At 73.6% G+C, this 1,513-nt stretch carries 2 protein-coding genes; one reads left to right on the forward strand and one right to left on the reverse strand.

Features of this window, described 5'->3' with window-relative positions:
- Positions 1 to 319: 319 nt before the first annotated feature.
- The gene (locus ACFXA3_RS42400; RefSeq protein WP_385196853.1) at positions 320 to 988 is read right to left on the reverse strand and encodes a hypothetical protein; all 669 of its coding nucleotides are present in this window, start codon (positions 986 to 988) and stop codon (positions 320 to 322) included.
- A 112-nt stretch (positions 989 to 1,100) separates the two neighbouring features.
- Between ACFXA3_RS42400 and ACFXA3_RS42405 the strand changes: the two genes are divergently transcribed.
- Positions 1,101 to 1,403, forward strand: coding sequence for a hypothetical protein (locus ACFXA3_RS42405; protein WP_385196856.1), 303 nt, complete (start codon positions 1,101 to 1,103; stop codon positions 1,401 to 1,403).
- Positions 1,404 to 1,513 lie beyond the last annotated feature (110 nt).

A 1,513-nucleotide genomic window follows, 5' to 3' on the forward strand; every position in this document is an offset into this window, starting at 1 on the left:
GGGGCGGGGCGTGCGTCCAACACCCCGACACTCCGTGGTTGGGGGGCCCTGCACCGGGCCGCACTGTCTCGCGACCCCTCACCCCCCCCCCCGGCCCCGCCGCCCGCCCCCCCCCCGCGTAGCTCGCGCCGCACCAGCCACCCCACCCCGAAGACGGCGGCCGCGGCCACCAGGAACTCGATCATCCGCTCATTGAAGCAGGCAGGCGGGCGGCGGGCCGGACGGGCGACGCTGCCCGTCCGGCCCACCTGGCCACCTACCGGCCTGCCCGCCTGCCTACCTGCCTGTCGGCTCGGCGTGCACTGCGGGATCCGCAGGCCTAGCCGCCGCTCAGCTGGCCCACGCTCGGCACCTTGTCGGTCACCGTCGCGCCCGCGCTCTTCCCGGCGCCCTTGACCCCGTTGATGACGTCCTCGAAGGAGCTGATGTCGGCATCGCCCGCGTCACCCTTGCGCAGTTTGGCACCCAGCCCCTTGAGGGACGCGATGCCCGCCGTCAGCGGGACCATCGCCTTCGACAGCAGCGGGTCGCCCTTGGCGTTGTCCGCAGCCGCCTTCAGCCGGTTGTACGCGAAGGCACCGGCGAGGCCCGCCTTGATGAGCGCGAACGTACGCCCCTTGGCACCCTTCTTGAACTTGCCCGCACGGTACGGCTTGATGATCCACTGGTAGGTCGCCCCCGCCGCGAGCCCCGCATTGGCGACGAAGCGCGTCTTGGCGAACTTCTGTTTCTCCGCGCTCGTGCTGGGCGAGGGCTCCGCGAGCGCCGCGACCTCCGCCGCTTCCGTCGCCTGCCAGGCTTCGGGCGCCGCCGCTTCGGCGGCCGGCGCCGCGGGCACGGACAGGGCCGCGTCCTCGCCCCGGCTCCGGCGGCCGCCTTCACTGCCGCAGGCCGTGGCGCCGGCGAGCCGCGCGCCGGACACGAGCAGGGCGGTGACGGCACGTCGGAACCGGGTGGTACCGGGTATGGAAACGCTGGGTTTGGACACGTGGGCCTCCGGGGAGTGAGGTGTCCCCCGCAGCGTCACCCGGGCCCCGGCACTGCGCCACTTGGATGACCCATTCGGGTTTGCCTCACCCCGACGGGGCAAGACGCGCTGCATGCGCACACACACCGGAGTACACGCCCGTGGAGGCGTTCAGGCCGGCCGGGTCGTCGCCGCGGTGGCGGACGTGCTGGCCTTCACGATCGGCCTGTGGATCCTGCTCTACTTCCTCGAAGCCAACCGGGGCAACGGCCTCGTGGAGTTCGTCCACGACGCCGCCACCTGGCTGGCCGGCTGGTCCTACGACCTGTTCACCTTCGACCGCGAATGGGTCCAGGTGGTGGTGGGCTACGGCGTGGCGGCCGTGGCGTACCTCGTCCTGGGCCACCTCATCGCGGGCCGGCTCTACCGCCGCTGACCGCGATCCCGTACGGGGAGGCCGCCACCCCGGCGGCCGGCCCCGTCCGTCCGTCCGGTGCGGCGCGGGCTAACCGCCGCAGTCCGGCGGCAGTCCCGACGGCAGCGCCC

The organism is Streptomyces sp. NPDC059456, assembly GCF_042750055.1.
Lineage (GTDB): Bacteria > Actinomycetota > Actinomycetes > Streptomycetales > Streptomycetaceae > Streptomyces.

Excerpts from the sequence above, each read along its gene's own strand:
- ACFXA3_RS42405 (WP_385196856.1), top strand. The coding sequence starts at position 1,101 with ATGCGCACACACACCGGAGTACACGCCCGTGGAGGCGTTCAGGCCGGC.